Origin of the sequence: Nocardiopsis potens DSM 45234 (genome assembly GCF_000341105.1) — a bacterium.
GTDB classification, from domain to species: domain Bacteria; phylum Actinomycetota; class Actinomycetes; order Streptosporangiales; family Streptosporangiaceae; genus Nocardiopsis_A; species Nocardiopsis_A potens.
In genome coordinates, this window is record NZ_ANBB01000087.1 from 1 (window position 1) to 22,772 (window position 22,772).

At 73.9% G+C, this 22,772-nt stretch carries 24 protein-coding genes; 5 read left to right on the plus strand and 19 right to left on the minus strand.

Features of this window, described 5'->3' with window-relative positions; genetic code table 11:
* Positions 1–291: 291 nt before the first annotated feature.
* The 13 genes from D459_RS0128775 to D459_RS0128835 form a co-directional block, all read right to left on the minus strand.
* Entirely contained in the window at positions 292–600 is a 309-nt protein-coding gene (locus D459_RS0128775; RefSeq protein ID WP_017596454.1) for an antibiotic biosynthesis monooxygenase family protein, read from the minus strand.
* Positions 601–665: 65 nt separating this feature from the next.
* Positions 666–2,030 carry an acetyl-CoA carboxylase biotin carboxylase subunit gene (locus D459_RS0128780; RefSeq protein WP_017596455.1) on the minus strand — a complete coding sequence of 455 codons (1,365 nt, stop codon included), beginning with the start codon at positions 2,028–2,030 and terminating at the stop codon, positions 666–668.
* The gene (accB, locus tag D459_RS0128785; RefSeq protein WP_241485148.1) at positions 2,027–2,569 is read right to left on the minus strand and encodes an acetyl-CoA carboxylase biotin carboxyl carrier protein; all 543 of its coding nucleotides are present in this window, start codon (positions 2,567–2,569) and stop codon (positions 2,027–2,029) included. Before accB ends, D459_RS0128780 begins: the two co-directional genes overlap by 4 nt.
* Positions 2,570–2,571: 2 nt before the next feature.
* Positions 2,572–4,272: an acetyl-CoA carboxylase carboxyl transferase subunit alpha gene (gene accA, locus D459_RS0128790; protein ID WP_017596457.1), complete on the minus strand. Its 1,701-nt coding sequence runs from the start codon at positions 4,270–4,272 to the stop codon at positions 2,572–2,574.
* Positions 4,269–4,616, minus strand: a complete 348-nt coding sequence (locus tag D459_RS0128795; RefSeq protein ID WP_017596458.1) for an antibiotic biosynthesis monooxygenase family protein — start codon at positions 4,614–4,616, stop codon at positions 4,269–4,271. The genes accA and D459_RS0128795 overlap by 4 nt, the downstream gene beginning before the upstream one ends.
* Before the next feature lie 10 nt (positions 4,617–4,626).
* Positions 4,627–4,956 (minus strand): antibiotic biosynthesis monooxygenase family protein, encoded by a 330-nt coding sequence (locus D459_RS0128800; RefSeq protein WP_017596459.1) that lies wholly within the window; start codon positions 4,954–4,956, stop codon positions 4,627–4,629.
* The gene (locus D459_RS0128805) at positions 4,953–5,705 is read right to left on the minus strand and encodes an SDR family NAD(P)-dependent oxidoreductase (RefSeq protein ID WP_017596460.1); all 753 of its coding nucleotides are present in this window, start codon (positions 5,703–5,705) and stop codon (positions 4,953–4,955) included. Before D459_RS0128805 ends, D459_RS0128800 begins: the two co-directional genes overlap by 4 nt.
* A 31-nt stretch (positions 5,706–5,736) precedes the next feature.
* Positions 5,737–6,207 (minus strand): DUF1772 domain-containing protein, encoded by a 471-nt coding sequence (locus D459_RS0128810; RefSeq protein ID WP_241485147.1) that lies wholly within the window; start codon positions 6,205–6,207, stop codon positions 5,737–5,739.
* Between the two features lie 8 nt (positions 6,208–6,215).
* Complete coding sequence (locus tag D459_RS0128815; RefSeq protein WP_017596462.1) at positions 6,216–6,686, minus strand: SRPBCC family protein; 471 nt, start codon at positions 6,684–6,686, stop codon at positions 6,216–6,218.
* Complete coding sequence (locus D459_RS0128820; RefSeq protein ID WP_017596463.1) at positions 6,686–6,952, minus strand: acyl carrier protein; 267 nt, start codon at positions 6,950–6,952, stop codon at positions 6,686–6,688. Before D459_RS0128820 ends, D459_RS0128815 begins: the two co-directional genes overlap by 1 nt.
* A gap of 37 nt (positions 6,953–6,989) precedes the next feature.
* A complete protein-coding gene (locus D459_RS0128825; protein WP_017596464.1) occupies positions 6,990–8,180 on the minus strand; it encodes a ketosynthase chain-length factor in 1,191 nt (396 codons plus the stop codon).
* Between the two features lie 11 nt (positions 8,181–8,191).
* Complete coding sequence (locus tag D459_RS0128830) at positions 8,192–9,457, minus strand: beta-ketoacyl-[acyl-carrier-protein] synthase family protein (protein WP_017596465.1); 1,266 nt, start codon at positions 9,455–9,457, stop codon at positions 8,192–8,194.
* Complete coding sequence (locus tag D459_RS0128835; protein WP_017596466.1) at positions 9,454–9,792, minus strand: TcmI family type II polyketide cyclase; 339 nt, start codon at positions 9,790–9,792, stop codon at positions 9,454–9,456. Before D459_RS0128835 ends, D459_RS0128830 begins: the two co-directional genes overlap by 4 nt.
* A 223-nt stretch (positions 9,793–10,015) precedes the next feature.
* On the opposite strand from D459_RS0128835, the gene asnB reads away from it, so the two are divergent.
* Positions 10,016–11,875: an asparagine synthase (glutamine-hydrolyzing) gene (asnB, locus tag D459_RS0128840; RefSeq protein ID WP_017596467.1), complete on the plus strand. Its 1,860-nt coding sequence runs from the start codon at positions 10,016–10,018 to the stop codon at positions 11,873–11,875.
* A 1,431-nt stretch (positions 11,876–13,306) separates the two neighbouring features.
* Here the strand turns inward: asnB and D459_RS0128845 are convergent.
* Complete coding sequence (locus D459_RS0128845) at positions 13,307–14,296, minus strand: methyltransferase (RefSeq protein ID WP_017596468.1); 990 nt, start codon at positions 14,294–14,296, stop codon at positions 13,307–13,309.
* Between the two features lie 225 nt (positions 14,297–14,521).
* Here D459_RS0128845 and D459_RS0128850 point away from each other — a divergent pair, with 225 nt between their 5' ends.
* Genes D459_RS0128850 through D459_RS0128860 form a run of 3 tightly spaced genes read left to right on the plus strand, consistent with a single transcriptional unit; the run spans position 14,522 to position 18,419 of the window.
* Positions 14,522–15,601, plus strand: coding sequence for an aminotransferase class I/II-fold pyridoxal phosphate-dependent enzyme (locus D459_RS0128850; protein WP_017596469.1), 1,080 nt, complete (start codon positions 14,522–14,524; stop codon positions 15,599–15,601).
* Positions 15,602–15,636: 35 nt separating this feature from the next.
* A complete protein-coding gene (locus D459_RS33210; RefSeq protein ID WP_017596470.1) occupies positions 15,637–17,226 on the plus strand; it encodes an FAD-dependent oxidoreductase in 1,590 nt (529 codons plus the stop codon).
* Positions 17,223–18,419: a cytochrome P450 gene (locus D459_RS0128860; RefSeq protein ID WP_017596471.1), complete on the plus strand. Its 1,197-nt coding sequence runs from the start codon at positions 17,223–17,225 to the stop codon at positions 18,417–18,419. The genes D459_RS33210 and D459_RS0128860 overlap by 4 nt, the downstream gene beginning before the upstream one ends.
* Positions 18,420–18,503: 84 nt before the next feature.
* Here the strand turns inward: D459_RS0128860 and D459_RS0128865 are convergent, their stop codons facing one another.
* The 3 genes from D459_RS0128865 to D459_RS33215 form a co-directional block, all read right to left on the minus strand.
* On the minus strand, positions 18,504–18,932 hold the full coding sequence (locus D459_RS0128865; RefSeq protein ID WP_017596472.1) for a cupin domain-containing protein: 429 nt from the start codon (positions 18,930–18,932) through the stop codon (positions 18,504–18,506).
* A 142-nt stretch (positions 18,933–19,074) separates the two neighbouring features.
* Positions 19,075–19,836: a TetR/AcrR family transcriptional regulator gene (locus D459_RS0128870; RefSeq protein WP_081620746.1), complete on the minus strand. Its 762-nt coding sequence runs from the start codon at positions 19,834–19,836 to the stop codon at positions 19,075–19,077.
* A 232-nt stretch (positions 19,837–20,068) separates the two neighbouring features.
* Positions 20,069–20,578 carry a hypothetical protein gene (locus tag D459_RS33215; RefSeq protein WP_017596474.1) on the minus strand — a complete coding sequence of 170 codons (510 nt, stop codon included), beginning with the start codon at positions 20,576–20,578 and terminating at the stop codon, positions 20,069–20,071.
* Between the two features lie 104 nt (positions 20,579–20,682).
* On the opposite strand from D459_RS33215, the gene D459_RS0128880 reads away from it, so the two are divergent.
* Complete coding sequence (locus D459_RS0128880) at positions 20,683–21,687, plus strand: methyltransferase (RefSeq protein WP_017596475.1); 1,005 nt, start codon at positions 20,683–20,685, stop codon at positions 21,685–21,687.
* Positions 21,688–21,763: 76 nt separating this feature from the next.
* Here D459_RS0128880 and D459_RS0128885 read toward each other — a convergent pair whose 3' ends face one another.
* Both D459_RS0128885 and D459_RS0128890 read right to left on the minus strand, forming a co-directional pair.
* Positions 21,764–22,219: a DUF1772 domain-containing protein gene (locus D459_RS0128885; protein ID WP_017596476.1), complete on the minus strand. Its 456-nt coding sequence runs from the start codon at positions 22,217–22,219 to the stop codon at positions 21,764–21,766.
* Between the two features lie 104 nt (positions 22,220–22,323).
* The gene (locus tag D459_RS0128890) at positions 22,324–22,737 is read right to left on the minus strand and encodes an SgcJ/EcaC family oxidoreductase (protein ID WP_017596477.1); all 414 of its coding nucleotides are present in this window, start codon (positions 22,735–22,737) and stop codon (positions 22,324–22,326) included.
* Between the last annotated feature and the right edge of the window lie 35 nt (positions 22,738–22,772).

Sequence of the window (22,772 nt, forward strand, 5' to 3'; positions counted from 1 at the left end):
CCCTCGGTGGAGCTGCAGCGGATCCATCAGGGGCTGCTGGAGGAGGACCGCGTACTACCCTGATCTGCTCTGACCGGCTCTGATCTGTTCCGGTCCGCCCGCTCCCCGGCCCGCGCGGCCGTCTCGTCCCCCTCCGGAGGCGCGTCCGGAGGATGAGGGGAAACCGGGTCCGGACGGAGAAGGGCGGGGCGCTCGGGGAAAGATCCCCTCGCACCCCGCCGGCCACCGAGTCGGCGCGCTACGGCCAAGGCGCCGCCGCACCGGTCCGGGCGGCCCCCTGAGGCTCCGGCCTCAGGGGGCCGCCCTGTGCACCAGGGTCATCGTCTCCATGGAGCCGGCCTGCCGGTACCGCCCGAGCAGCTCGCGGTTGCGCACGTGCGGCTCGCTGAGCTCGAACTTCCGGAACCCGGCCTCGTCCGTCCAGTCGGTCAGCACGTAGTAGACGTCCGCGCCGCCGCTCTCCCGGAGCAGCCACTGCCCGAGGTTGGCCGACTCGGCCGAGATCGACCGGGCGATCCCGGCCCACGTCCGCTCGAACTCCGGCCCGGTGCCGGGCCGGATCTCCATCCGGAGCACCGCCCGGAACACGCCTTCGGACACGGGCCCCTCCTCTCCGCCGTTCTCTCCCTCGCCGCTCTTTCCGCGGCCGTTCTTCCCACCGCCGCTCATGCCGCCACCCGCAGCCCGCGCTCGGCCAGGTAGGAGGTGGTGTGGCCGGCCGCGCGGAAGACCGGGTCGGCCAGGACCTCGCGGAGCAGCGGGATGGTGGTGCGCACGCCCTGGCCCTCGATCCGGAACTCGGCCAGCGCCCGGTCCATCCGCTCGACGGCCTGCTCCCGGTCGGGTGCCCAGACGATCACCTTGGCGATCAGGGAGTCGTACTCGGAGGGGACCCTCCACCCCGGGTAGGCCGCGGTGTCCACCCGGACGAACGGGCCGCCGGGCGGCACGAACTCGGTGATCAGCCCCGGGCACGGGGCGAACCCCCGCGCCGGGTCCTCGGCGTTCACCCGGCACTCGATCGACGCCCCGCCGGTGCGGAAGCCGAGCGCCTCCGCCGACAGCGGGAGCCCGGCCGCGACCCGGATCTGCTCGCGGACGATGTCGACCCCGGTGACCTGCTCGGTGACCGGGTGCTCCACCTGGAGCCGGCAGTTGACCTCGATGAAGGAGACCTCGTCGCCGGAGACGATGAACTCGAAGGTGCCCGCGCCGGTGTAGCCGACGGCCCGCGCGCCCGCCGCCGCCTGGCGGCAGAGCTCGTCCACCGTGCCGGGCGGCAGCCCCACCGCCGGGCTCTCCTCGATGAGCTTCTGGTGGTTGCGCTGCACCGAGCAGTCCCGCTCGCCCAGGCACACCACCTCGCCGGAGCCGTCCGCGAGCACCTGCACCTCGACGTGGCGGGCGTTCTCCAGGAACCGCTCCACATAGACCCGGTCGTCCCCGAAGACCGCCTGGGCCGCGGCCCGGGTCGCCCGGTAGGCCGGGACGAGCTCGTCCCGGGAGCGGACGACGGCCATGCCCCGGCCGCCGCCGCCCGCCGCGGCCTTGATGATCAGCGGCAGGCCGATCCGGGACGCGACCTCCTCCACCTCGGCCGCCGTGCCCACCGGGTCGGTCGTCCCCGGCAGCACCGGCAGCCCGGCCTCGGTCATCAGCCGGCGGGCGCGGGCCTTGTCGCCCAGCTCGGCCATCACCCCCGGCGCCGGGCCGATGAAGGTGATCCCGTTCTCCGCGCAGATCTCGGCGAAGTCGGGGTCCTCGGAGAGGAACCCGTAGCCGGGGTGCACGGCCTGGGCGCCGGTCTGCAGCGCCGCCTCGACCACCGCCGGGGCGTACAGGTAGCTCTTCTTGGACGGGCCGGGGCCGATGTGGACCGCGGCGTCGGCCTGCCGCACGGCGGCCGAGTCCCGGTCGGCGGTGGAGTACACCACCACGCTGCGGCAGCCCAGCTCGCGCAGCGAGCGGACCACCCGCAGCGCGATCTCGCCCCGGTTGGCGACGAGCACCGTGTCGAACGGGGGGTTCATCCCTCCTCCAGGGGCTCGATGACGATCAGGCGCTGGTCGTACTCGACCGGGTCGCCGTCGGCGGGGAGGACCTGCACCACCCGGCCGGCGGTGTCCGCCTCCACGCTGTTCATCAGCTTCATCGCCTCGATGATCGCGACCTGCTGGCCCGGCTTGACCTCGTCGCCCACCTCGACGAAGGGCGGCGCCCCCGGCTCTGGGGCGCGGTAGAAGGTGCCGACCAGCGGCGCCTTCACCGCTTCCAGCCCGTCGTCCCCGTCCGCCGAGGCCGCGGGCTCGGCGGCCGGGACCGGGGCGGCGGCCGCCGGGAGCGGCCGGGCGGCCGGCTCCTGGACCGCCGGCTCGGACCAGTCGACGTCGATGGCGGCGCACCCGAACCGGACGCTCAGCCGCCGCGGCGGGACCGTCCCGGCGGCGGCGACGTCGGCGACGCTGCGGACCAGCGCCTCCAGCGCCGCCTGGGCGCCGAGCTCGGCCAGTGCCGCATCGATGGAACCGCTGGTGTCGGGGGCGTCGTCCTTCCGCCCCAGTTCCGGCATGGTCACAGCACTTCCTCCTCAACAGAGCGGTCGGATACCGGTGCCGCCTGCCCGAACGCGCGGAACCTCCGCCGCCGGCCGGCCCTGGGGTCCGCGCAGGACTCCAGGTCGGCCAGGGCGGCCGCGACGGCGTCCCGGACGGCCGTGCTCGCCGCGGACGGGTCGGTGTGCGCGCCGCCCTCCGGCTCCGGGACGACCCCGTCCACGACGCCCAGCTCCAGCAGCGGGCGCGCGCTCAGCCGCAGCGCGGACGCGGCCTTCGAGGCGCCGTCCGGGCCCTTCCACAGGATCGCGGCGCACCCTTCCGGGCTGATCACCGAGTAGATCGCGTTCTCGCACATCAGCACGGTGTTGCCCATGCCCAGTGCCAGTGCGCCGCCGCTGCCGCCCTCGCCGGTGACCACCGAGACGATGGGCACCGGGAGCGACGCCATGGTCCGCAGGCACTCCGCGATGGCGTTCGACTGCCCCTGCTCCTCCGCGCTGACCCCGGGGTAGGCGCCGGGGGTGTCGATCAGGGTGACCACCGGGAGCCCCAGCTTCGCCGCGAGCAGCATCAGCCGCCGCGCCTTGCGGTAGCCGGCCGGGGAGGGCATGCCGAAGTTCCGCCGGACCAGCTCGGTGGTGGTGTGCCCCTTCTGGTGCGCGATCAGCATGACCGGCGTGCCGGCCACCGTCGCGGGGCCGCCGACCACGGCCGGGCAGTCCTCGCCGGCCCGGTCCCCGTGCAGCTCGACGAAGCCCTCGGCCCACAGGCCGATGTGGTCCAGGCCGGTGGGCCGGTCGATGTGCCGGGCCAGCCGGACCGCCTCGTCCGGGCTCCGCTCGGGCAGCCGCTCCGGGGAGCGGACCACCGGGTCGGGCCCGGCCGGCTCCTCCCCGGGCGGGGAGGACGCCGCGGCGAGCAGCCGGCCGACGGCGCCGCGCAGCGCGCCGCGCTCGCAGACCCCGTCGACCAGGCCGTGCCGGAGCAGGAACTCGGCGGTCTGGAACCCCTCCGGCAGCTCCTGGTTGATGGTCTGCCGGATCACCCGGGCCCCGGCGAAGCCCATCCGGGCCCCGGGCTCGGCCAGGATGACGTCGGAGAGGGTGGCGAACGAGGCGGAGACCCCGCCGTAGGTGGGGTCGGTCACCAGGGTGATGGTGAGCAGCCCCGCCTCGTCCAGGTCGGCCATTGCCGCGCTGGTCTTGGCCATCTGCATCAGCGCGAGCGCCCCCTCCTGCATCCGGGCGCCGCCGGAGGCGGTCACCACCAGCAGGGGCGTGTGGTCGGCCAGGGCGGCCTCGGCCGCCGCGGTGACCGCCTCCCCCGCGGCGGAGCCGAGGCTGCCGCCGAGGAACCGGAAGTCCATCACCGCGACGACCAGCGGGTGGCCCTGGACGGTGCCGCGGACCACCGCGACCGCGTCGTCCAGCCCGGTGTCGGCCCTGGCCCGGGCCAGCCGCTCCGGGTAGGGCCGGGTGTCGGTGAAGCCGAGCGGGTCGACCGCCGCGGCCCCCACCGGCACCGGGACCGCGGAGCCGGGGTCGAGGAGCGCGTCCAGGCGCTCCCCGGCCCCGAGCCGGCTGGGCGCGCCGCATTCCGGGCAGACCCCGAGCAGCCGCCGGTGGCGCTTGCCGTAGACCAGCATCCGGCAGGAGCCGCAGGCGATGAAGCCGCCGCCCGCGGCCGCTCCGGAGGCGCGTTCGTCCGTGGCGGTCATCCCCCGCTCCGTTCCCGTCCCGCTCGGGCGCCGGACGTGTTGGTGTAGAGCGCCGCCACCCGGTAGAAGCCGTACGGCTTCTCCATCCCGGTGTGCCGGTAGGGGCGCAGCGGCGCGGTCTGCCGCTTGTGCTCGGGGCCCTGCTCCCAGCGGTCGAAGTCCTCGCGGCTCGCCCACCTGCTGCACACCACGAACTCGCCGGGGTCGGTCTCCGAGCGCAGCAGTTCGTTGTCGATCAGCCCCGGTACGCCGGCCATCTCCTTGCTGACCTGGTGGTAGGCGGCCTCGATCCCCTCGGTGTCGGGGGTGGAGTGGTACAGCAGGACCCGGATCTCTCCGCTCATCGAACCCCTCTCAGTCCTGCTCCGGGCGGGCGCCGCCGCGGACCTCCGCGACCAGGTCCAGGAAGGCGATCGACCCGCCGGAGCGGAACGGGTGCAGCTGCGCGCGGTGCTCCAGGTGCCCGGGGCTGTCCTCGAACTCCCGGAACCCCTCCTCGCTGGCCCATTCACTGAAGATGTAGAACACGTCCGGTTCCTCGGTGCTGCGGGACAGGGACTGGCCCAGGTTGGCCGGGTGCCCGGTGACGGCGGCCGAGTTCTCGGTCCACGCCGCGACGAACTCCTCCGCCTTGCCCGGCTTGACGTCCATCCGCAGCAGGACCCTGAAGGGGGCGGCGCTCACGAGATCCCCCCGTCCACGTGCACGACCGAGCCGGTGACGTACCGGGACAGGTCGCTGGCGAGCCAGAGGACGGCGCCGGCCACCTCGTCGGGGGTGCCCAGCCGGCCGAGCGCGGTCTTGGGCTCGTACCGCTCCAGCATGGCCTTGCGCCGCTCCTCGGGGAGCTCGTGCAGGGCCTCGGTCTCGATCACGCCGAGGGCGAGCACGTTGAACCGCCAGCCCTTGTGGCCGAACTCCTTGGCCAGCGAGCGGCTCAGGCCGCGCAGCGCGGCCTTGGTCGCGGTGTAGTGCGACCGCAGCGGGATGCCCACCTCGGAGGACTTCGACCCGACGCTGATCACCGAGGCGTCCTCGGTCAGCAGCGGCAGCGCGTGCTGGACGACCAGGTGGGCGGCGGTCAGGTTGGTGGCGATGATCTTGTTCCAGTCCGACAGCGGCAGCTCGCCGTAGGGGACGTGGGTGATCGTGCCGGCGTTGTTGACCACCAGGTCGAGCCGGCCGTACAGCCGCTCGGCCTCGGCCAGCAGGGCGGCGGGGCCGTCCGGGTCGGCCAGGTCGACCTGGAACAGGCGGTGCCGCCCGCCGATCTCCTTCAGCTCCCGCTCCAGGGACTCGACGTGCTCGCTCTCCTGCCGGTAGCAGGTGAGCACGTCCATCCCGGCCCGGGCGAGCGCCAGCACGATGCCGCGCCCCACACCCCGGGTCCCCCCGGTGACGAGGGCCTTCTTGCCGGTGACGTTCAGTTCCATTGCGGATCTCCTCTGTTCGCGTCCTGGTCGGTCAGATCAGTAGGGGGACGGCCGCGCAGTTGGCCGCCAGCGCCGCGGTGAGCAGCCAGGCCCGGACCCGGTTCCACATGCCCCACGGCCTGCGCGGGTCCAGCCGCCCGAAGTCCTCCGGCAGCCGGTCCGGGTCGAGCGACTGGATCCACTTGTTCACCGGCACGTTCTTGGTGACCGAGACGGTGATCGTGGCCAGCGCCAGCAGCGCGGCCAGGCCGTGCAGGGCCTGCGCCGCCGGGGGGCCGCCGACGGCGGCCAGCAGGGCCGATCCGAGCGCGGTCGCGCAGATGCACACCGGCATGAACGGGTCGTAGCGCGTCGAGTAGAACGCGTGGGCGTGCACGTACCGGTCGGCCGGCAGGGCGTCCAGGTAGGCCATGCCGCCCAGCTGGGTGTTGATCAGCACCCCCGCCCCGAGCCCGTTCGCCAGCAGCACCAGCGGGAGCGCCGCGGCCACCACTGCTTCCACTGCTCCCCCTAGCCGGCGTCGGCCGAGCGGGCGGCCCGGGCCTCGATCCGCTCCTTGATGTGGCCCATCTGGATGACCGTGTTCTTGTTCAGGTGCTCGGTCATGGCCTCCTGGGTGACCGGGGCCTGCGGCTTCATCTCGAACTCCTGCACCCAGCGCAGCCGCACGCCGCCGTCGGTCTCGGTGTACTCCCAGAACAGCGACATGTACTTGAACGGCCCGGTCTGCACCCGCTTGGAGTGGGTGGTGCGCTCGGCCTCGTTCACCGTCCGGTCGGACACCCAGCTCCACTGGTTCCCCTGGTCGTCGGGGTGGAGGGTGAGCCGGAAGCGGATGGTGTCCTCGGCGAGCCGCTGCAGGATCTCGGCCTTGGCGTACTCGGTGAACAGGTTCGGCCAGGACTCCACGTCGTTGGTCATCTCCCAGACGAGGTCCATCGGGGCCTCGATCAGGACCTCGTTGTCGGTGCGCCCGCCCATTACCGGCTCCCTTCCGCGGCCTTGAACCGCTCGTTGATGTAGGCCAGGGCCTCGCCCGGCGTCTGCATGCTCTCCGTCGCCTCGTCCGGCAGCCGGAGGCCGTACTCGCGCTGGATCACGCTGAGCACCTCGAGCAGGGCCAGCGAGTCGTAGCCCAGCTCGATGAACTCGGTGTCCAGCGTCTCCTCGCCGATCTCGCCGAGGTCGTCGGCGTTGACCGCCGCCTTCACCACGTTCCGCAGCTCCTGCAGGGTGAATTCGCTCATCGGTTCCGCTCCTCGCTTCCTTGGTGGTGTCGCCGGTTCAGCGTTCGAGGGCGCCGAGGACCAGCGCGGCGTTGAACCCGCCGTAGCCCCGGGCGATGACCAGCACCGTCCGCGGCCCGGTCTCCCGGGGCTGGTCGCGGACGAGGTCGATGCCGTCCACCGGGCGGGTGGTCCCGGGGGTGTGCGGGACGACGCCGTCGCGGATGCCGAGCAGGGCGGTGGCCACGTCGAGCGGCGCGCCGCCGCCGTAGAGCCGGCCGCTCAGCACCTTGGGTGCGGTGACCGGTACGGCCCCCGGCCCGAACACGGACGCGATCGCGTCCGCCTCGATCCGGTCCTGGCGGAGGTCGCCCATCCCGTCGGCGAACACCGCGTCCACGTCCCCGGGGTCGACCCGGGCGTCGTCCAGCGCCCGGCGGAGGGTGCGGGCCAGCGAGGACGGGCGGCCGGGGGGCTCGAACCCGGAGGCGTAGCCCAGGACCGCGCCGTACCCGGCGCCCCGCTCCGCGGCCTCCTCGCCGCGCTCGGCGATCAGGATCGCGCCGCCCTCGCCCGGCACGTAGCCGCAGGCGTCGGCGTCGAACGGGAGGTAGGCGCGGGCCGTGTCCTCCGACTCCGACAGCAGGCCGGTCTGCATCTGGGCGACCAGCCCGTAGGGGCACAGGGAGGCGTCGGTCCCCCCGGTCACCACCATCCGGACGTCGTCCCGGAGCAGGCGCCGGGCCTGGCCGATCGCGTCGAGGCCGCCGGCCTGCTCGGCGCAGACCACCCCGCACGGCCCGCGCATCCCGTTCCGGATCGAGATCTGGCCGGTGGTGGCGGCGTAGAACCAGGCGATGGACTGGTAGACGCCGACCCAGCCGGGCCCCTTTCCGTACAGCCCGGACATCTCGTTCTGGCCGAACTCCGTGCCGCCCGAGGAGCTGGAGGTCACCACGGCCATCTCGTACTCGGACCGCTCTGCGGGGTCGACCCCGGCGTCGCCGAGGGCCGCCTCGGCCCCGTAGAGGGCCATGTGCGTCCAGTGGTCGGTCTGCGGGACGAGCCGCTGCGGGATGCGCTCTTTGGCGGTGAAGTCGGGCACCTCGCCGCCGAGGACGACCGGGTAGCCGGACGGGTCGAACCGGGTGATCCGCCCGATCCCGCTCTTCCCGGAGAGCACCGCGGACCAGTGCTCCTCGGCGTCCAGGCCGGTCGGGGCGACCACGCCGAGACCGGTGATGACCATTTCGGGCGCGCTCACGCCGGCACCTCCTCGGGCCGTCTCAGCACCATCGCGCTCTGGAAGCCGCCGAACCCGCTGCCGACGCTGAGGACGTTGCGGATCCGGTGCTCCCGCGGCGTCAGCGGGACGTAGTCCAGGTCGCATTCGGGGTCGCGCTCGTGCAGGTTGGCCGTGGGCGGCACCACCTGGCGGTCGATCGCCAGCGCGCAGGCGGCGACCTCGATCGCGCCGATCGCGCCGAGCGAGTGCCCGACCATCGACTTGATCGAGCTCACCGGGACCTTGTAGGCGTGGTCGCCCAGGCTGCGCTTGAAGGCGGCCGTCTCGTGCCGGTCGTTCTGCTTGGTCCCGGAGCCGTGCGCGTTGACGTAGTCGATCTCCTCGGGGTTCACCTTGGCCTTGCCGAGGCCGACCCGGATCGCCTCGGCCATCTCCCGGCCGTCGGGTTTGAGGCCGGTCATGTGGAAGGCGTTGCTGCGGCCGGCGAAGCCGGCGATCTCGGCGTAGATCCGCGCGCCGCGGGCCCGGGCCGCCGCGTACTCCTCGATCACCATCACCGCGGCGCCCTCGCCGAGGACGAACCCGCGGCGGCGGGCGTCGAACGGCTTGGAGGCCTGCTCCGGGGCGTCGTTCTCCGGGGTGGTCGCCTTGATCGCGTCGAAGCAGGCGGAGGTGATCGGGGAGAGCGGGGCGTCGGTGGCGCCGGCGAACACGACGTCCGCGCTGCCCTCCTCCACCAGCTGCACCCCGTAGCCCAGCGAGTCCAGGCCCGAGGTGCACCCGGTGGAGATGAGCGAGACCGGCCCCTCGGCGCCCACATCGGCGGCGACCTCGACCGCCAGCGAGCTCGGCACCATCTGCTCGTACAGGTGCGGGACCCCGTAGGTGTGGTCCACCAGCCACTTCCGGCCGCCGTCGGAGAGGACCCGGTACTCCTCTTCGAGGCTCATCGTGCAGCCGACCGCGCTGCCGATGGTCACCCCGAGCCGGCCGGGGTCGAGGGCGGAGACCTCCAGGCCGCTGTCGGCCGCGGCCTCGCGGGCGCAGACCACCGCGAACTGCGCCGCCCGGTCCATCCGGCGGACCTCCTGGTGGCCCAGGCCCGCCTGGAACGGGTCGAAGTCCACCTCGGCGGCGATGCGCGACCGGAACTCGGAGGCGTCGAAGAAGGTGATGGTCCGGGTCCGCCCCTTGCCCGCGAGCAGGACGTCCCAGAACGCCTCCCGGCCGACGCCCCCGGGCGCGACCGCGCCGATCCCGGTGATGACGGCGCGTCTCACAGCTCGCGCCCCTTCTCGGCGGTCCACACGTAGAACGGGTCCGCCATGGCGTCCCGGGGCTCCTTCCAGTTCGGGTCGTAGGGCCACACGAACTGCGTGAGCGTCTCGCTGACCTGGGTGTAGAGCGGGTGCTTGCGGGCCCGGTCCAGGTCGGGCTTGATGTCCTGGTCGGCCTCGACCAGGTGGAAGTAGAGGTCGTGGAAGGAGAAGAGGGTGCGCCGGGACACCCCCACCATGTGCGGCAGCTCGGTCGCGTCGGACTCCGCGAAGGTCTCCGCGATGCCGCGGATGTCCCGTGCCTCCTGCAGCCGGGCGACGATAAGGGTCCTGTGCACGGTCTCGTTCCTCTCGCCTGATTCGCCTGGAATGTGCGCAGGTCGAAGGTGGCACCCGCCGGCGGAGCGGCACTCGATCCGGATTAGACCGGCGGCAGAAGCACAGCGTGCCGCGCCGGGGCCGTCCGGTGACGTCCGAGCCTTGAGCAGCCGTCGACCGGGGGCGGCGATCATCTGGCACGAGACGCGGCGGACCAGGTCGCGCAGAGAGGGAGTGAACCGCATGTGCGGAATCGCCGGACTGATCGTTTGGCAGGGCGGCGCCCCGAACCGGCACGTCATCCACCGGATGACCGAGGTCATGCTCTGCAGGGGGCTCGACGAGCAGGACGTCTGGACGGGGGAGCGGGCCGCCTTCGGGCACACCCGGACCTCGGTCATCGCCCCGGAGAGCGGGCAGCAGCCGATGACCGTCGAATCGGACGGCCGCCCGCTGGCGACCATCTGCTACAACGGGGAGATCTACAACTACCGGGAGCTCCGGCGCGAGCTGTCCGCCCTGGGGCACCGGTTCCGCACCGACAGCGACACCGAGGTGCTGCTCCGCAGCTACCTGGAGTGGGGCACCGAGTGCGTGCACCGGCTGCACGGCATCTTCGCCTTCGCGGTGTGGGACGAGCGCACCCAGGAGCTGCTGCTCATCCGCGACCACATGGGCGTCAAGCCGCTCTTCTACGCGCAGACCTCCTCCGGGCTGCTGTTCGGCTCCGAGCCCAAGGTGATGTTCTGCCACCCCGAGCTGGAGCCGACCGTGGACGCCGACGGCCTGCGCGAGATGTTCAGCCAGGCCAAGACGCCCGGCTCCGCCATCTACCGGGGCATCGACGAGGTCCGCCCCGGCCACCTGCTGCGGATCCGGGACGGCCGGGTCACCGAGGAGCACTACTGGAGCCTGACCGCCCGGGAGCACCCGCACGACCTGGAGGAGACCGTCTCCGCGGTCCGGTCGATGGTGGGCGGCACGATCATCGAGCAGCTGGTCGCGGACATCCCGCGCGGCCTGCTCGTCTCCGGCGGCATCGACTCCAGCACGATCGCGGCGCTGGCCGCCCCGCGGCTGCGCGAGGAGGGCGAGCCGGCCCGCGGCTTCGCCATGACCTTCACCGGCTACGAGGAGAACTTCCGCCCCGACGAGGTCCGCGCCACCCCCGACATCGAGTACGCCCGGCTCCTCGGCGAGCGCCTGAACCTCGACATGACCCGGATCGAGCTGACCCCCGAGGAGCTGGCCGACCCGGAGGTCCGCGCCGCCGTGGTGGAGCGCCAGGACCAGCCGACCGCGCTCGGCGACATGGACGCCTCGCTCTACCTGCTGTTCAACCGGGTCAAGCAGCACGTGGGCGTCGCGATGTCCGGCGACACCGCCGACGAGGTGTTCGCCGGCTTCCTGTGGTCGCACAACCCCGAGCTGATGAACGCCCCGACCTTCCCCTGGGTGGCCGTCGGGCAGCTGCACGGGAGGGCCAGCCGCGGGCTCGGCTGCGGCCTCCTCGACGGCTCCCTGATGGAGGCGCTCGACCTGCCCGGCTACATCCAGGCGCAGTACGAGGAGGCGATCGCGCAGACGCCGCACCTGCCGGGCGAGAGCGCGCTGCAGCGCCGGATCCGCGAGATCGACTTCATGCACATGACGCGCTGGCTGCCGTCGCTGCTCGACCGCGGCGACCGGTTCTCCATGTCGTGCGGCCTGGAGGTCCGCGTCCCCTACTGCGACCCGGCCCTGGTGGAGTACTCCTACAACATCCCCTGGTCGATCAAGAGCTTCGACGGCCGGGAGAAGAGCCTGCTCCGCGCCGCGTTCCGGGGTGTGGTGCCGGACGAGATCCTGGACCGGCGGAAGAGCCCCTACCCGGTGACCCAGGACGGGCGCTACGCGGAGCTGCTCTGCAAGCAGCTGCTGAGCACCCTGGACGACCCCACCTCGCCGCTGTCGGACTTCGTCGACGCCTCCGCGGCCCGCGAGACGGCCACCGCCCCGCAGCGCCTGGCCTCCGGCCCGGGCGCCTGGGCGGCCCGGTCCGACGTGGAGATGCTGCTCAACCTGGACCTCTGGCTCCGCAGCGGAGTCCGCATCGTCATGTGAGCCGGCGCCCCGGCGCCCCGGCGATCCGGCCCCGCGGCTCGGCGCGGCTCGGCGCGGCGCGAAAGCGGCCGCCCGAGCGCGGCGCCCCACGGGGTGAGGGTCCAAGCAGGCGGCGAGGGCGGGGAGGGGCAGCGGCCGGCCGGCCGGTCGGTCCAGCGCGGCGCATCGCGGAGCGAAGGTCCAAGCAGGCGGCGAGGGCGAGGAGGGCGTACCGGCCGGCCGGTCCAGCGCGGCGCCCCGCGAAGTGCAGGTTCAGACGGGCGGCGACGGCAGCGGCAGGGGCGGGGGCAGGCGTCGCCCGGGCGCGGCGCCTCACGGGGCCGGGGTTCAGGCGGGCAGCGACGGCAGGGGCAGGGGCCGGCCGGTCGGTCGGGCGCGGCGCCCCACGGAGCGAAGGTCAAGACGGGCAGCGGTAGGGACGGGGTGGGGGTGGTCGCCCGGGCGCGGGCTCCACGGGGCCGGGGTTCAAACCGGCAGCGAGGGCGGGAGGGGCCGGGCGCCGCGTTCACCGGCCCGACCTGCGCCAAGCAGGGGACCTTATCCCTATATGCCGGGTTTGCGGCGGGGATCGGGCAGGGGTGGGAGCGCCCTGCGCACCCCGGCGGCACCCCGATTGCATCTACCAGCGAGTAGTAAGCCCCGAAGCCCCCGCCGCTCCTTCTCTGGTTACCCAGAGTGGCCAAGCGGGGCCCTGCGAGAGAACAAAAGCGACATCTCGCCCCCACTCCTGCTCTTCCCGGGTTCCGGCCCTCTGCTTTGCGGCCTTGCGGGCGGCTCGAATCCCCGATCACCGGCCCGATCAGCCTCGTTCGAGCTGCCAGGGGGCCGATCCGGGCCGGGATGCGCGCTCAGGAATCACCGGGGTGCTCTCGCGGTGCGCAGGGTGCCCTCCAGCACCATCACCCTGCGTATTTACCCAGGTCAGGGAAGTGTGGCGATTTCAGGGGCGGCCGGCCCGGCGCCCGAGGCGACGCGGGCACGGCGATCCTGCCCCCTCTGCCAGCCCCGACCGCTCCCGCCCCGCTCTGCCGCGCCGGACCGACCGGCCGGTGCCCCACCCCGCCCTCGCTGCCCGCTTGAACCTTCGCTCCGCGAGACGCCGCACCCGGGTGAGACGCCCGGCCCCGCCCCTACCGGCACCGTCGCCGCTGGCTTGAACCTTCGCTCCGCGAGACGCCGCGCCCGACCGACCGGCCGGCACGCCCTCTCGCCCTCGCCGCCCGCCTGAACCCTCACTCCGCGGGGCGCCGCGCTTGACCGGCCGGCCGGTCCCCTCCCGCCTCCGCCTCCGCCCTGCTCCGGCCCGCCCCGTCCCGGCCCGCAACGTCGAGATCCAAGATCATCGGGGAGCTCGGGGCGCACCGCGTCCGGAACCGGGTTCGGCCCCTGCGACGCGGCGCCGCACCGCGCGCAGGGGCCGAACGCTCCCGGTCAGGCCTTCCGGGCCTCGATCAGGGTGTCCACGCCCATCGGCCGCACCTCGGTGCGGGCGAAGCCGGCCGCCTCCACCCAGGCGCGGCACTCCCCGGCGGTGTACTTGCCGCCGTCGGGGACCGTCATCATCATCTGCAGGCTGCCCAGCAGCGGGTCGAGCCGGGTCCGCTCGTCGTCCAGCATGATGTCGTAGACCAGCGCGACACCGCCCGGGGCGACCGCGTCGTACACCCGGCGCAGCAGCTCCTTCCGCTCGCTCATCGAGATGTCGTGCAGGACCCCGCCGACGAGCACGACCTCGGCCTCGGGCAGCGGGCCGTCCCCGGACGCCCGGAAGGAGACCCGGGACCGCGCCGGGTCGCCGGCGAACCTCTCCTCGAAGGCCGCCTCGACCTCCGGCCGGTCCACCACCGTCCCGGTGAGGTGCGGGTGCGCGGCGACCAGCGCGGCCGCCAGCCCGCCCCGGGAGCCGTCCACGTCCGTGAAGGAGGTGTACCGGCTCCAGTCGACGGCGGCCAGCAGGTCGTCGTCGATCATCGCGTTCATCGAGTCCATGAACGCGATGAAGGACCGGGCGACCGCCGGGTCGGCGTAGGGGTCGCCGCCCTCCTCCTCCGGGCGCTCCGGCGGCATCCCGGTGCGCAGCAGCCGGACCAGGTCGCCGGCGTCCGCTCCGGCGACGAAGTGGCCGATGAACTCGTCGGAGGCGGCGCTGAGGTGGCGCTCCGCGGCGGCCGTGGACCGGTACCCGCCGTCCTCGCGCACCATCAGGCCCATCGCGGCCAGCGCGTCGAGGAAGTCCGGCACCGCCCTGGGGTGCAGGCCGAGCCGCTCCCGGATCCGCTCGGCCCCGACCGGCTCCCCGGCGGCCGCACCGAACACGTCGATCTCGATCGCGGCGGCGAACACCTGGGCCGCGGTCCCGGCCGAGACCGCGTTCAGGACCGCCACCAGCCCCGCTCCGACCTTGTCGGCGTCTGCGTTCATCTCCCTGCCTTCCCTTCCCTCGCCGTCTTCGGCGCTCGTACCGACGGCCAGTCTCCGGACCCCTGCTCAAGCGCCGCCCGGGAACCGCTTGAGGGCCGGTGGACGGAGTACGGCCCGCCGCCCGTCTCGACGGGGATTCGAGGGCGACCGCCGATCATCGGGGCTGGGCTCGGCGGCTCCGCCGGCCGCGCCGTTGTCCGGAACCGATCCGAGGAGCGACGACAAATGCCCACGCACACGCCTCTTCCCGTCCCGGCGACGGGGGCGGCCCACCGCCAAGGGGGCGACCTGAGGCACCTCCCCGGTGCACGGAACGTCCTCGACCTGAGCACCTGCGTCAACCGCTACGGCCCTCCCCCCACCGTCCGGGAGGCCCTCGCCTCGGTCGACGCCCGCGCTCTGCTCCCGCACCCCTACGCCGCGTCGGACGAGTTCACCGCGGCCTACGCCGAGCACATGGGGGTCGACCCGGCGCACCTGCTGGCCGGGCGGGGGATCACCGAGTTCCTCACCCTGCTCGCGCGGGTCTGCCCGGCGGAGGAGAGCACGGTCGTCACCCCGGACTACACCGACACCATCCGGCTCTTCCCCCGGCACACCGGGCCCGCCGCGGGGGCCCGGGACACCGCCGCGGCCCGGGCGGAGCGGGTGGAGCGGGCCATGCGCCGGAACCGGTTCACCGTGCTCTCCAACCCGAACAACCCGCTCGGCATCAGCGTCCCCCGGGACGAGCTGGTCCGGATCTGCGCCGCCAACCCCGGCTCGGTGCTCATCGTGGACGAGGCCTACATCGACTTCACCGCCGGCGCGGAGGGCTCCATGACCTCCTCCGGCCTGGACAACGTGGTGGTGCTGCAGTCCCCCAACAAGCCGTTCGGCATCGCCGGGGTGCGCACCGGGGCCATGTGGACCCGGGACGCGGAGCTGCGCGAGCGGATCCGGCGCTCCCTGCTGAACTGGCCGATCTCCTACCTGGACGCCGCCGCGGCGACCGCCGCGCTGAGCGCCCGCGCCTGGGCCTCGGCCACCCTCTCCTCCCTGGTGGAGAACGGGCGCCGGCTGGAGAGGCTGCTCACCGACCGGTTCGGCGACGCGGTGGTACCGGGCGCCGAGGCGCACTACCGCTTCGTCCACCTGGAGGACCCCCGGCCGGTGTACCGGCGGCTGGTCGAGGCGGGGGTCGCCGTCCGCATCTTCTCCGGCTCCGACCCCGGCCGGGTCTCCGGCATGCGGATCGTCGCCCCGACCACCCCGGAGATGCCCCGGGTCGAGGCGGCCCTCGCCCGGGTCCCCGCGCTCTCCTGACCCCCTTCGGAAACGGAACAGTGAGGCACACAGCCATGACCGAGACGAGCACACCCGACCACACCTCCGTGCTGATCGTGGGCGGCGGCCTGGCCGGCCTGTCCATGGCGCTCTTCCTGGCCCGGCGCGGCATCGACAGCGTGCTGGTGGAGCGGCACGCCGGCACCAGCACCCACCCCCGGGCCCGCGGCGTCAACGTGCGCACCATGGAGATCCTGCGCGCCGCCGGGCTGGAGCCGCAGGTGCGGGCGACCGAGTCGGCCCGCGCCCTGGCCGGCAACCACGGGATCATCGCGGCCCGCTCCCTGGCCGGCGAGGAGTTCGGCCGGATGGAGGGGGCGCACACCGCCGACCCCCGCCCGGACGCCTGGCGGGACGTCAGCCCCACCCACTGGGCCCTGTGCGACCAGGACGAGCTGGAGCCGCTGCTGGCCGAGCGGGCCCGCGCGCACGGCGCGCGGCTGCTCTTCGGGCACGAGCTGACCGACCTGAAGGAGGAGGCCGCGACCGTCCGCGACCTCTCCTCCGGCGCCTCCTTCCGGATCGACGCCGACCACGTCGTCGCGGCCGACGGAGCGGGGAGCCCGCTCCGCCGCCGGCTGTCGATCCCGATGGAGGGCCCGGGCGCGCTGGCGAACTTCGCCAACGTCTACTTCCACGCCGACCTCTCCGCCGCCCTCGGGGACCGGCGGTTCGTCATGTGCTACGTCAAGCAGGAGGGGCTCCAGGGCGCGCTGCTGCCGATCGACAACGTCCGGCGGTGGCTGCTGCACGTGCCCATCGGCCCGGACTGGGAGGCCGAGCGGCACCGGTTCGACCCGGACGGCTGCGCCGCCATGGTCCGCGCCGCGACCGGCCTGCCCTCGCTCGACGTCGACGTCCGGGGCGTCCTGCCCTGGGAGTCGGCCGGCCGGGTCGCCGCGCGCTGGCGGGAGGGCCGGGTCTTCTTCATCGGCGACGCGGCGCACGTGATGCCGCCCACCGGCGCGTTCGGCTCGAACACCGGCATCCAGGACGCCTACGACCTGGCCTGGAGGCTGGCGGCGGTGCTGCGCGGCGAGGCCGGCGCGCGGCTGCTGGACGGCTACGAGGCCGAGCGCCGGCCGGTGGCCGAGGCCACCGTGGAGCAGGCGGTGCTGCGCTCCCGGGACCGGGCCGGTGGGAAGGGCGGCGGGGCGTCCGCGCCGATCGCCCCGGACGCCGACGTCATGCTCGGCTACCGGTACTCCTCCGAGGCGATCGCCGAGGAGGAGGGCGCCCCCGAGGGGGTGTTCCTCTCCGACGCCCGCGGCCTGCCCGGCACCCGGGCGCCGCACGTCGAACTCCCCGGCGGCGGATCCCTGCTGGACCGGTACGGCGAAGAGTTCGCGCTGGTCGCCCTGGACCCCGCCTGGCGCCGGGCCGCGGCGTCGGCGGCCGCGGGCGGGGCCCGGCTGCGCTCCGTGCGCGTCCCCGAGGAGGCCGCGGCGGAGTTCCGCTCCCGGTACGGGGTCGGCCCCCGCGGCGCGGTGCTGGTCCGGCCGGACGGCTTCGTCGGCTGGCGCACCGCCGCCGCCCCGGCGGCCCCCGCGGAGGCGCTGGCCGCCGCCCTCGGCCGGGCCACCCTGGGGGGCGGCCGCCGATGACCTCCGGAACCGAGCGCGAGCTGCGCTTCCCGCTCTCCTCCGAGGTGCCCTCCGAGCCCGCGCCGGAGCTGGCCGAGATGCGCGGCGACCGCCCGGTCGCCCCGGTCCGGCTCCCCTCCGGCGACCGGGCCTGGCTGGTCACCCGGTACGCCGACAACCTCGCGCTCTTCTCCGACGAGCGGTTCAGCCGGGCGGCGGCCGCGCGCTCCGGTTCGCCCCGGGCCCGGAACATCCCGCTCGACCCGCACTCGATCACCACCATGGACCCGCCCGAGCACACCCGGCTGCGGCGGGTCCTCGGCGGGGCGTTCAGCCCGCGCCGGCTGGACCGGCTCGCCGGGCGGATCGAGGCCGCGACCGGCTCGCTGCTCGACGCGATGGGGCGGGGCTCCGGCGCGGACCTGGTGGCCGGCCTGGCGCAGCCGCTGGCGCTCGGCGTCATCTGCGACCTGCTCGGCCTCCCCGAGGAGGAGCGCGGCCGGTTCCGCGAGTGGACCGAGGACTACCTCGGCCTCGGCCCGGACCGGGCGGACGCGGCCGCGGAGGCCGCGCGCCGGCTCGACGACCACTTCGCCGGGCTGGTCGAGGAGCGCATCGGCGCCCCCTCCGACGACGTGTTCGGGGCGCTGGTGCAGGCGCACACCGAGGGCCGGCTCAGCGCCGCCGAGCTGCGCTCGTTCGCGACCACGCTGCTGGTGGCCGGGTACGAGACGGTCGCCGCGCAGATCGCCGGCTCCATGGTCGTGCTGCTCTCCCGCCCCGGGGACCGGAGCGGGCTGCTCGACGGGGACCGCCTCCGCGGGCCGGTGGTGGAGGAGCTGCTCCGCTACGTGCCCATCGCGATGACCGGCGGCACCATCCGGGTCGCCGTCGCCGACGCCGAGCTGGGCGGCCGGCTGATCCGTGCCGGCGAGGCGGTCCTGCCCTCGACCGTGGCGGCCAACCGGGACCCGGAGGCCTTCGCCGACCCGGACGTGTTCGACCCGGACCGGGAGGGCGCCCGGCACATCGCGTTCGGGCACGGCCCGCACCGCTGCCTGGGGGCGCACCTGGCCCGGCTGCAGCTGTCGATCGCCGTCGGCGGGCTGCTGCGGCGCTTCCCCGGGATCCGGCCCGCCGAACCGCTGGACTCGCTGGAGTGGAACACCGCGAAGCCGATCAGGTGCCCGGTGCGCCTGCCGGTCGCCTGGTGAGTCCCGCCCGTGACCGCGGTGCGCGGCCGTTCCACCGCGGGCACGGGGGCTGGGGTGCGGCGGCCGGCCGCCGCACCCCGGCCGCTACGGGCGCGTGCCCACCTGGACGTGCGGCTGGGAGGCGTCGACCGGCTCCTCGGTGTCGACGTGGCCCAGCTCCGGCCGGGGCGCGAGCGGGGAGAGGTGGAAGACCGCGCTCGCCTCGGAGCCGCCCACGTTGACCAGGCGGTGGCGGACGCCGATGGGGACCATCAGCGACTCGCCCGGGCCCAGCCGGACCGGCTCCCCGTCCAGGGACATCTCCAGCTCCCCCGTGATGACGTGGAGGAACTCCTCGGAGTACGGGTGGTAGTGCTCCGTGACGACCTCCTCCGGAGCGAGCGTGAGGAAACCGCCGAAACCCGAGGTCGCGCCGACCGTCCGGGGGCCCAGCGTCAGCCGGATGTCGCCGCCGCGCCGGCGGTTGGGCTCGACGTCCGCCGCCGCGACCTTCTTCTTCTCTTCAGCGCTCATGGTGCACAACCCCTAACCCGCCGCCCCGGGCACGGCGGCGTCACCGTCGTCCGTTCCGGCCCGTGCCCGCACGGCGGCCGGTGTGCCCGGTGCGCACCACGATGCCCGCGCCCCTTCGAGACCGGCTCGACGGCGGGAAGGGTCAGCCCTGCGCGGGCGGGGAGCGGTCCAGCTGGGCCTCCAGGCCGCTGACGAAGACGTCGAGGAAGAGCTCGAACCGCTCGTCGGCGGAGCCGGAGAGGAGCTGCCCGCCGTGCAGGGCGAGGGTGGGGAAGCGGTCCGCGGGCAGCCGGGAGAAGTAGTCGCCGACCTCGTCGGAGTCCTCCCCGGTGTACTCCCGGATGCCCCGGCCGTGCCACATGTCGTCCTCCAGCACCACGCCCTCGACCAGCAGCGAGAGCATGTCGCCGGCCTTGGCGGCGATCGGGGCCGGCAGCCCGGCCGCGAGGAACAGCGCGAACATCCGCTCCAGCTGCATGATCATCCCCGTGCCGGAGGGGAACCGCCCCATGGAGATCCGCGCCATGTCCCGGTGCGAGCGGAGGATCCCGCGCAGTTCCCGGGCCATCTCCTTGACCTGGGACCGCCATTTCCCCGGGTCCGGTTCGGGGACGCGGAACCCGGAATAGACCCGCTCGTACATGACCTGGAGGAGTTCCTCCTTGTCCCGCACGTGCACATAGAGGGCGGAAACGGCGACGCCGAGCTCGGCGGCGACCTTCCGCATACTGAGCGCGTCCAGGCCGTCGCGGTCCAGGACTTCGAGCGCCTTGTCGGTGATCACCTCGGGCGTCAGGGGCTTCCGCTTGGGGGCGGAGCGCTTCGAGGAGCGGTTCTTCTCCCACGGGGGAACGGGGAGGTCCTCCGCTCCGCCCAGAACCCCACCGCCTTCCGGCCTCACCATGTTCCGAGGATACATGAACCGGCTCCGATCAGCATGAACGCGGTTTCACCCGACACGTCCGCACCCCTTTTCCGAATTCGCTTCGAGCGGCCCTCCACCGGGAGGCGAGCCCGGTGCGGGACCCTGTTCACCACCTGGCACTGAAAAGGTTCATGATCGCCGCCGGCCCGCCGCGGTGGATGGCCCCTCCGCGGCGGGCGCCGACCGTTCCGGAACCTCCGGGAGATCGCCTTCACTTCTCCCGGTAGGCGTTCAGCCCGAGGATCGAGGAGATCCTTCCCAGGGTCTCGGTCATCGTCTTCACCGCGTTGTCCGACATTCCGACCTGGGTGAGCGGAACGAATATCCTGAAGCGCTTCGCATGGTTGTAGACACGCAGCACCAGACGGGTGCCCTTGGGGTGCTCCTCCGCACTGAAGACGCCCTTGTACCACCAGTTCCCCATCACCGCGAGGGTGCCGCGGGCCCGGTCCACCTCCACGAACCCGTAGGGGAGGCGGAACCGGTCGGGGCCGCCCTCCAGCACGACCCGCGCCTCGGAGGGGTCGAACAGGAAGACGGCGTTCTTCTTGCCCACTTCCCCGGCCGAGACGTCGGTGAGAAGTCTCCGCACCTTTTCCAGGGACGCCTCGATCACCCCGGACGCCTCATAGACCGGTTTCGCCGGGCTGCCCAGGGTGCGGACGATCGCGCGGAGCGACGTCTTCTTCCAGTCCTGGCCGGAATGGTGCTGATCGGTCATCACTGCTTCCCATCTTCTCGTACGTCCTATTCCATGGAACCGGTATGCGCGGCCGGCTCCGGCGCGGCACGGCGCGAGGTGCGGGATCCCGAAAGGGGAATGCCTTGGACAGCGGACTCGACCGGATCACCGGAATGGCGCGGGGGTACGCGGTCTCCCAGCTGCTGCTCACCGCGGTCCGGCTGGAGGTCTTCGGAGAACTGCGCGGCGGCGCCCTGAGCGGCCGGGAGCTCCGCCGCCGGCTCGGGCTCCATCCGCGCGGGGCGGCGGCCTTCCTCGACGCCCTGGTCGCGCACGGGCTGCTGGAGCGGACCGGCGAGATGTACTCCAACTCCCCCGCCGCCGCGCTCCACCTCGACCCCGCCGAGGCCGGGACCTACCTGGGCGCCCGGCTCTCGCTGGAGTCCAAGCTGTACTGGCTCTGGCCGAGCCTCGGCGACTCGCTGCGCACCGGCCGCCCCTGCGCGGCCATGCCCGAGGAGGGCGGTGGGGAGGCGGCGGAGCCCACCGAGTGGAGCGCCGACTACATCGGCGCGATGGAGCCGCTCGCCCGGACCGCGGGGCGGAGCATCGCCCGCGCCCTGGACTGGACCCGCTACGACTCCTTCACCGACGTCGGCGGGGCCAACGGCACGCTCGCGTTCGAGCTGGTGCGGGAGCGCCCCCGGCTCCGCGGGACCTGCTTCGATCTGCCGCAGCTGCGCGGCGCGTTCGAGGAGGCCGCCGCCGGGCGGCCGTGGGCCTCGGTGGACTTCGCGGCCGGCGACTTCTTCACCGACCCGATCCCGGAGGCCGACGTCGCCGTGCTCGGCCGGATCCTGCACAACTGGGCCGCCCCGGACCGGGTGAAGCTGCTCGGTCATGTCCACTCCGCGCTGCGCCCCGGGGGCGCGGTCGTCCTGTTCGACCTGCTCATCGACGAGCACCGCCGCACCGGGGACAGGGCCCTGATGTCCGCCCTGGACCAGCTGCTCTTCGCCGAGGGCGGCGGCGAGTACACCTTCGGCGAGCTGTCCGGCTGGCTCGGCGCCGCGGGCTTCCGGGACCCGGTCGCCCAGCCGCTCGGCGACGGCCCCGAGTCGCTGGTGGTGGCCTTCCGCTCCGGCTGAGCCGGCCCGGCGCGCGGGGGCGGCGGCACCGGAGCACCGCTCCGGCCGAGCCGCCCCCGCCGGTCCCCGCCGTGCTCTACAGCAGCGCCGACGCCCCGCCGACCAGGACGAGGGCGGCGACCGCCAGCCCGGCCCTGACCCGGTTGAGCATCCGCCAGCGCGGGCGCGGATCGTCCCAGTCGTCGGGGATCCGCTCCGGGTCGAGCGCCGCCAGCCGGCGGTTGATCGGCACGTTCCCCAGGTGCGAGACGCACTGGCTGGCGAGGAGGGCCACCGCGCCGGCGGCCGCCGGGAGCGCGGCGGGCTCCCCCCACTCCAGGACCGCGAGCGCCAGCGCGGCGACCATGCCGACGTTGAACACGATCGGCATGGTCGGGTGGAAGCCCTTGCCGAACAGCCGGTGCGTCTCCACGTACCGCCCCGGCGGCATGGTGCAGAGCGCGGGGAAGACGCTGATCGCCACCGAGGTGAGGACGCCGGCCCCGATACCGGAGGCGGTCAGGGCCAGGACCGCCAGTACCTGTGACAGCATGCTTTCCCCTTCCGATCGTCGGTCCGCCCGGCCGGGGCCGGGAGCGGCGCCCGTCCGCGGGACGCAGGACGGGCGCCGGTGCGGGCCCCGGCCGGGCGGGCGGCTCAGTACTGCGGCTGCTGCCGGGTGTTCTGGAACGAGGCGATCCGCCAGGCGCCGTCCTTGCGGACCGTGGTGAGGGTGATGATCGACGCCCGGTCGGCGTCGGTGGGCTCGCCCCCGTCGATCGAGACCCCGCCGATGGAGATGACCACCGCGGAGTCGTCGGTGAGGAACCGGATCCGGGGCTCCTGGTGGTTGCTGTCGTCCATCCGGGAGCCCTTGAGCGGGCCGTCGAACAGCATCTGGTGGACGTCCTGGATCACCTGGCGGCCCTCGGCGAGCTGACCGTCGTAGGAGATGTAGGTGGCGTCGTCGAGGAAGGGGGCGGCGTAGCCGGCGCCGTCCCCGGCGTTCCACGCCTTGGCCATGTCGATCAGGACCTGCTTCAGCGCCTCGGTGTCGGCGGTCTTCGACATCTCTTCTGCTCCGTTCTGTCGTTCTCTTCCCTGTC